The organism is Shewanella sp. SM69 (assembly GCF_025653985.1).
GTDB lineage: Bacteria > Pseudomonadota > Gammaproteobacteria > Enterobacterales > Shewanellaceae > Shewanella > Shewanella oncorhynchi.
This window is the reverse complement of the sequence record NZ_JAKKRV010000038.1, coordinates 1-7,299: the sequence shown is the minus strand read 5'-3', so window position 1 is coordinate 7,299 and position 7,299 is coordinate 1. Positions and strand designations below refer to the sequence as shown.

Here is a 7,299-nt window from a genome sequence, read left to right as displayed (position 1 = left end):
GCCTGATAAGAAATATGAAGCCAGGCAAACGCTAGCCAAGCCGTTGCTCGCGCAATTCAAAAGCTGGTTGGATAAATCAAGCGAGAGTGTCACGAAAGAAAGTTTACTGGGAGCGGCTATTACGTATAGCCTGAATCAGTGGCCCAAGCTTGTCCGCTATCTGGATGATGGCTGTCTGAATATCGACAACAATCGTGCGGAGCGCGCCATCAAACCGTTCGTGATTGGTCGCAAGGCGTGGTTGTTCGCCAATACCAAGACGGGAGCACAAGCCAGTGCGGCACTGTACAGCCTGGTCGAGACCTCAAAAATCAACGGACTGGAGCCGTATGATTACCTATGCCGCTTATTAACCGAGCTACCCAAAGCCAACACCCAAGAGAAACTACAGCAACTCCTGCCTTACTGATCACCCGCCACACCGCAAGGTGTGGTTGGCGTTACGCTTACAGAGTAACTCAGAATAATCTTCAGTTTTAATGTCGCTATCGAGGATGTATGGATAAACTTATGAAAAAAACTAAATGATGTTTCGAGTATATCGTATCTAGATTTTCTTGATGTTGGGCGCACTGTATCGCCTATCACAATAGATAAAAGTAAGTCCTCAGTTGAGAGCTTAACTGAGCAAAAAAGTCATAGAAAAATGCACCGTAGATTTATTGTCAGAGGTCACTGGAAGTTGCAAGCCTACGGCGAAAAAATGAGTTTAAGAAAGCGAATCAGAATTGCGCCTTATTATCGTGGTCAGGATATGGCGGTTTTGATAAATAAACCATATCTTGTGAAATGATTTTAATTAACTTATTGAAAAGAAAGTAAAATAGAGTCATTAAGGAAGGGGGTTTATGATTATTCGTCCTGCAAAACAAAGAACTAAATGTTTCTATTGTGAGGAAATTGGCACTTTTGCTGTTAGTCAAAAATCAACATTTTACCCAACTCATGTGTGTCAGAAACACCACGATAGCATCCTATACCCAGCGAGGATTATTTACACTTCACACGCTCATCGGAAAGACAATAAACCTATCTCCAATGTTAGATTTATAATGTTTTTCAGGCAGGTTGCAGTAATGACCGAAGGTGGATTAAAGGAACTTGGTTACGCTGGCAGAAGTCGATCCCATTGCACTATCGTACCAGACGAAAGAAGTGCTGTAGATTTTCTTTTAGAAAATCCACCCATAAATGCAGATGGTAAATTGTTTCGAATCGCCAAAGGTAGAGAGGGCAAGAAGTTGTACGAAGCATGTAGTAATCCCCGTATTCTAAAAATATCAAACTCTTTGCAGAGTCCGAGCATAAGAACTATCTCTGCCGAGGGTGCATTTCAAAAGCTAACAAAATCAAAAAAGCAGAACATCCGATGGTTGGGCGGTAACACCATAGCAATATTTTAGCCTTTTGGTAGGCGCTTTTTGGAACAACCTGAATTAAGGTGCCATTTTGTCAACTTTATTGATATTTGTTAATGATAATGGTAGTATGGTAAATGAGGTTATGCCTCATATTTCACCGCAATATGTTCCGCTAGTTCAGCACAGAGTGCCAGAATAGTGGCTATTAAAAGTGAACGCATCCGTTGATGCTAAATTAGGAAATAGGCAGATGAAAAGTATGACAAATGAACGCATTACCACTCGTGTAAGCATTGAGTCAAAAGAGCTGTTAGAGAAAGCGGCTGCGCTTGCTGGTTATGCCAGTATTAACAGCTTTATTGCGAATACAATGATTTCAGAAGCGAAAAGATTGATCACACAAGAGCATTTTCTGGTGTTATCAAAAAATGATGCTTTAGCTTTTGTGAACGCTTTAGATGCACCCGTTAAAAGTAACAGTCGGTTTCTTAATGCCGCGCGCAAGCATAAGGAAACGGTAAACAATGAAAGTTACCCCATTTGATAAAAATAAGCATGACCGTAAGGGTTTTGATTGTGGGAATACAGAGCTAAACAACTACCTGAAATGTATTTCAGGTCAGCATGAAAAGAAAGATATTTCAAGGACATATGTTCTTACTTCTGAGTTAAATCCTTCACATATAAAAGGTTATTACTCTATTGCTGTAGCTCAGGTATCTCTTAGCGAGTTACCAACCGAAATAGCTAAAAAATATCCATCTGAAATAACGTGCAGCTTGATAGGTCGAATGGCTGTTAACCATACCTGTCAAAGACAAGGGCTTGGTTCAATATTGCTTATAGATGCAATCAAACGAATTATCCACGCTTCCAGTGCAATTCCTATCCCTATGATTATTGTACAAGCAAAGAACGAAGATGCTAGACGTTTTTATAGTGAGTTTGGTTTTGTATCTTTTCCTGATAATTATTTGAAACTTATGATGACACTAGCCCATGCTAAAGCGATGTTGAAAGAAGCCGAGCATTAAAAAATGAGCAAAACAATTTAGATAAATGTGCGGCATTCACTCAAAGCGCTTTTCAATTGAGCGGTATTCGCTCGTAATTGTTTTGGGGTTTTATTTCTGAGTGCTAGGAAACATTTTATCTGTTTCAAGTATTGATGAAGCCAATTCATTTGCAGAAACAATTGACCATGTTGAATTGCACTGTCCCGCGATAACCATTGGAGTGAACCCTAGTTACCTTGCTGATGCCCTTGCAAAACAAGGGGGCGACACAGTAACTTTTTACTTCAACCAGTCAACAGCGATTTTGATCACTTGTGACATACATGAATTGATCACTCTAGTCATGCCCGTTCGTTGTTGATTTTAACTGATCAGAGCAATTGATAAAGCCTATAAAACATAGGCTTTATTGTTTTGCATTTTGGTTTGATTTGGTTACTGAATAAGTATAACGGTGGGTCGCCTTGAACACTGTTAATTGCTCGAAATTGAATCAAATGCTAAAATCTAAGGTAAGGACATCCTTATGAGTAACTACATAGTGTCACCTGAAACGTTTATTTTGTATTCATTAGCTGGTTTTTCTGTTGCGACTTTAATGCTCGTAGCAGTAGGTTGTTTCGCCATCAGGCAAGATAAAAACAAACAACCTAATAAATAACACAGTTATAAACAACTTACCCTTGAGGGACACTCCCTCAAGGGCGTGTGTTCCTCTAAATTTAGAGAGAAACACACGAACAATGATGCTTGGCCACATGGCATTAGTTCAATATCTCCAGAACTTCCCAATGCGTCTTATCTGTCGTCTGCAACTAGGGTGAAAACTATGCTAAATATTGATGATCCTACACAAACCGAACGAGCTCATGCGTTATGGCGACTAGGCTTTAGACCTTTTTTTCTTGGGGGAGCAATATTAGCTGCGTTATATATCCCTTTGTGGTTACTAACTTGGTTTACTCCTCAATATAGTTTTTTTCCTTCATCTTTTTGGAGTAAAGTATTGCCCCTATGGTGGCATCCACATGAAATGTTGTTCGGTTTTGCAATCGCAATTGTCTGTGTTTTTTTACTTACTGCGGTTCAAAATTGGACAAATCAACCCACATTAAAGGGATGGCCACTTGCGTTGACCTTTAGTTGCTGGTTGCTGGCACGATTATTACTGTTACTCCCTATTCAAGTTCCACTAATTTTGCCGGCATTATTTGATTCATTGTTCCTTGGTATGGCAAGCCTTACCCTATGGCGCTGCATTTATAAGGTGAAGCAATGGCGCAATATTGGTTTTCCGATTATGTTGTTTGCAGCACTCGTGATTAACAATGTCAGCTATTACGCTTTATTTGAACGCGACTTCATCCTTGCTAATCAAATTTGGCAGGCCATGTTATGGTGGTTAGCCTTACTTATCACCATAGTTGGTGGGCGTGTCATTCCATTCTTTACCGCGATGCGCATTAAGGCCACTAAAGCAGATCCCTTAACTTGGGTTGAATACCCGCTGATCCTGACGATGATCTTGCTCGTCATTCAATCACTCATCCACCTTATACCTCAGGAAGTCGAGCGAGGCTTACTACTCATTACAGGGCTCTTGCATCTAGTCCGATTTGTACGCTGGTTACCCCATAAAACACTGACGGAACCTATGCTGTGGTCCTTGCATCTTGCCTATTTAATGTTGCCACTTAGCCTGTTAGCCATGAGTTGGTATCTCGATAATGAATATGCCTATCGCAGCCTGCTTCACCTATTTGCTATTGGTTGTATGGCTACCCTGTGTCTTTCGATGATCTCCAGAGTGTCACTCGGACACACGAGCCGAAATATTTATGAAGGCCCGAAAATGATTTTGGCATTTATCTGCCTACCATTAGCGGCACTGCTCAGGGCATTGATGCCCATCTGGTTTCCGGCCCACTCCCAAGTATGGTTATGGTTGGCTGGCACTTGCTGGTTTATCGCATTTGCACTGTTTGTATGGCACTATTTGCCAATACTCTCTCGCCCCCGTATTGATGGGCGCCCAGGTTAATATTGATGTTCTGACAAAAGGATACAAAGTGAAAATTTATTTAAAAACAGTCATATTACTCAAGCTGATTGGCTTTCTCGTTATTGCTACATGCACATCTGTAGCGGCTTCTGATACCAGCAATCAACAAAAATATCCTAATCAATATCAATCTTGGCAAGCCACATCTGAACAAGTTGAGCGCGAGGATATGCTCGCAAATTATCCTGCCAGTATCATACTCTGGGCAGGATCTTCCTATGCAAAAGAGTACCATAGCCCACGGGGACACCATTTCGCCGTTGCCGATGTGACACAGACTTTACGTACAGGAGTGCCCCCTAAAGCAGGAGAGAAGGGCTTATCCGCCAGTTGCTGGACCTGTAAAACACCTGATGCGCCCAGATTGATAGAACAATTGGGATTTGAAGGGTACTCTGCCAAAAACTTTACCGATTTGGGCAAAGAGATCCAAAGTGTCGTCTATTGCAGCGATTGCCATGAGTCTGGTACACAGAAATTAGCCTTACCTCGCCCACATGCTCAAGATGCAATGGCCAAAGTTCACTTGCCATTCGATAAACAAGATAAAAATATGCAAGGCGCACAGGTGTGCGGTCAGTGTCATGTGACTTATTATTTCCGTCCAGAAAAAAGTAATGTCGTTAATATTCCTTGGATTTTTGGTAGTACCGCCGATGATATTGAAAAATATTACGACACTCGCCGCTTTTTTGAATGGATCCACCCCATTTCAAAAACGCCCATACTCAAAGCACGTCATCCTGAGTTTGAGCACTGGAGTCGTAGTAAACACGCCGAAGTCGGTGTCACTTGCATTACTTGCCATATGCCAACCCAGCAGGATGCAAAAGGTGTTGAATTTACGAGCCATAAAGTTGATAAAGCCTTACCGCATTTTGATAGTAGCTGCAGCGGCTGCCATAGCAGTAAAACCAAAATCGAAACTAAACTCGCGGCGAATAAGTTAACCATTGAAACCAAAGCCCGCGAAGTGGAATCTTTACTCGTCAAGGCTCACTACGAAGCCAAAGCAGCATGGGATGCAGGCGCTAAATGGGAACAAATGAATGAACCCATAATGGCGATACGGCACAGTCAATGGCGCTGGGATTTTGCCATGTCTTCACATGGCCTCTATGCCCATAATCCACAAGAAGGTAAGCAGCTTTTAGATAAAGCCATTGAACAAGCGAACGAAGCACGTCATCTGCTCGCTGGAATATTGAAGCAACTTAACGTTACTCAAGTTAGCTATCCAGATATCAGTACTAAGGAAAAGGCCCATCAAGCAATAGGGTTAGTAGAGACTGATTTAATTAAAGAAAAACAAAAGTTTATTCAGAATGATGTTAAGAAACACTGGCAACCAGTTAGTCAATATGGTTATTAGTGAGATTTAGTATTGCTAGTAGGGCGTTCGGAATTCAGCATCAGGCTAAAATTAAATGTCTAAGCATGCTGTCTAAACGCCCTTTAATGTATTAGTTCAGACTAGATCTGACACATCGTCTTCAAAATATGAGAGTTAGAGACTATAAAAGGCTATTTATTATAACGACACACGGTTGCTGTACATGAGCATAAACTGCCTCATGGCAGGCTTCCAATCTCGTAGTGGCATTGTCCACTTTTTAGCAATCTGGTGTAAAGCCAGATACAGCAACTTCAGCACCGCGTCATCACTCGGAAACGACCGCCTGGTCTTGGTCACCTGACGTAGGCTGGCATTGAGTGATTCGATGGCGTTGGTGGTGTAAATCACCTTGCGGATTTCCGGGGGACAGTCGAAGAAAACGCTAAGCCTTGTCCAGTTTTCGCGCCAAGATTTGCTGATACTTGGTTGCTGCTTATCCTACGTCTCGGCAAATTGCTTCAGGGCTAGTTCGATTTGCTGCAACGGCTTTACGCTCTTTTCAACTGACAAAGTGCAGGCTGTTGCGGATTTGATGCACGATGCACAGCTGTACCTGCGTTTTAGGGTAAACCGCTTATATCGCATCCGGTAAGCCCTCAAGGCCATCAACGCAGGCGATCAAGATATCTTCTACACCGCGGTTTTTAACGAACAGCGCGAAATTCTCCGACCATAGCTTATGAGCCAAAGCTAATAAGTACTGCATTAGTTACTTGTGAGATAAAGGTCGGCGAGACTTCAACACCATAGGTTTCTTCAAAGTGGGCTTGGATATCACGGGTAGACATGCCTCTGGCGTAAAGCTAGACGATGCGCTAATCAAAGCCGCCGAGCTGTTTCTCGCCTTTCTTGATGAGCTTAGGCTCAAAGCTGCCATTTCGGTCTCGCAGTGGGTCAAGCTCAATGTCGCCGTGAATAGTGCGTACTGATTTACGGCTTTTACCGTTAAGGGAGTTGCCAGTATTTTTACCGGCCGCATCATGTTTGGCATAACCAAGATGCTGCTCCATCTCGGCTTCAAGAGCACGCTCAGCAAGCTTTTTAGTCAACTGCTTAAGGATACCTTGCTCACCAAGCAGGTCTTGAGGGGATTTGTAATCAGCTAATAACTAATCGATAAGCTGGTCTGATACTGGCATTCTTTTTTCCTTTCAAATACATGGATAGAATGCCACTTACACAGATCTTTTTATACTCTCACTTTTATCGGATAGCGCGGAAAACCTCGCCGTTCAGGGCGAGGATGAATAGCGCAACGGCGAAGCCGTTCTGAGGGCTACGCCGGAGTTTGTTGCTGCTCAATATACTGCCGGATGATCTCAATTGGCGCACCACCACAGCTCCCCGCAAAATAACTGGGCGACCAGAGCGCACCTCCCCAGAGTTTCTTTTTGATCGAAGGGTAATTCTTTTTTCGGATCATCCGGCTGGATACACCTTTGAGACTGTTAACCAGATTCGACA

The 7,299-nt window shown here is 42.6% G+C and carries 8 protein-coding genes and 1 pseudogene; 7 read left to right on the top strand and 2 right to left on the bottom strand.

All coding sequences use genetic code 11. From position 1 onward, the window contains the following. From L5M37_RS23770 to L5M37_RS23740, 7 genes are all read left to right on the top strand, one after another. Positions 1-409 (top strand): IS66 family transposase (locus L5M37_RS23770; protein WP_263201887.1); only part of this gene is annotated, 409 nt, incomplete at its 5' end. 439 nt (positions 410-848) lie between these two features. After that, positions 849-1,403: a hypothetical protein gene (locus tag L5M37_RS23765; RefSeq protein WP_014610882.1), complete on the top strand. Its 555-nt coding sequence runs from the start codon at positions 849-851 to the stop codon at positions 1,401-1,403. A gap of 208 nt (positions 1,404-1,611) precedes the next feature. Then, entirely contained in the window at positions 1,612-1,905 is a 294-nt protein-coding gene (locus tag L5M37_RS23760; protein WP_014610881.1) for a DUF1778 domain-containing protein, read from the top strand. Further along, on the top strand, positions 1,886-2,395 hold the full coding sequence (locus L5M37_RS23755) for a GNAT family N-acetyltransferase (RefSeq protein WP_014610880.1): 510 nt from the start codon (positions 1,886-1,888) through the stop codon (positions 2,393-2,395). The genes L5M37_RS23760 and L5M37_RS23755 overlap by 20 nt, the downstream gene beginning before the upstream one ends. Before the next feature lie 508 nt (positions 2,396-2,903). Further along, positions 2,904-3,038: a hypothetical protein gene (locus tag L5M37_RS23750; RefSeq protein ID WP_014610879.1), complete on the top strand. Its 135-nt coding sequence runs from the start codon at positions 2,904-2,906 to the stop codon at positions 3,036-3,038. Between the two features lie 168 nt (positions 3,039-3,206). After that, on the top strand, positions 3,207-4,418 hold the full coding sequence (locus L5M37_RS23745) for an NnrS family protein (protein ID WP_263201904.1): 1,212 nt from the start codon (positions 3,207-3,209) through the stop codon (positions 4,416-4,418). Continuing rightward, positions 4,402-5,811, top strand: coding sequence for an ammonia-forming cytochrome c nitrite reductase subunit c552 (locus L5M37_RS23740; RefSeq protein ID WP_263201905.1), 1,410 nt, complete (start codon positions 4,402-4,404; stop codon positions 5,809-5,811). Before L5M37_RS23745 ends, L5M37_RS23740 begins: the two co-directional genes overlap by 17 nt. A 159-nt stretch (positions 5,812-5,970) precedes the next feature. Here the strand turns inward: L5M37_RS23740 and L5M37_RS23735 are convergent. After that, a pseudogene (locus L5M37_RS23735) lies at positions 5,971-6,914 on the bottom strand (transposase). A gap of 197 nt (positions 6,915-7,111) precedes the next feature. Next, on the bottom strand, positions 7,112-7,299 hold a 188-nt coding region (gene tnpA, locus L5M37_RS23730; protein WP_263201903.1), incomplete at its 5' end, for an IS200/IS605 family transposase.

Excerpts from the sequence above, each read along its gene's own strand:
- L5M37_RS23755 (WP_014610880.1), top strand. The coding sequence starts at position 1,886 with ATGAAAGTTACCCCATTTGATAAAAATAAGCATGACCGTAAGGGTTTT.
- L5M37_RS23750 (WP_014610879.1), top strand. The coding sequence starts at position 2,904 with ATGAGTAACTACATAGTGTCACCTGAAACGTTTATTTTGTATTCATTA.
- L5M37_RS23740 (WP_263201905.1), top strand. The coding sequence starts at position 4,402 with ATGGGCGCCCAGGTTAATATTGATGTTCTGACAAAAGGATACAAAGTG.
- L5M37_RS23760 (WP_014610881.1), top strand. The coding sequence starts at position 1,612 with ATGAAAAGTATGACAAATGAACGCATTACCACTCGTGTAAGCATTGAG.
- L5M37_RS23745 (WP_263201904.1), top strand. The coding sequence starts at position 3,207 with ATGCTAAATATTGATGATCCTACACAAACCGAACGAGCTCATGCGTTA.
- L5M37_RS23765 (WP_014610882.1), top strand. The coding sequence starts at position 849 with ATGATTATTCGTCCTGCAAAACAAAGAACTAAATGTTTCTATTGTGAG.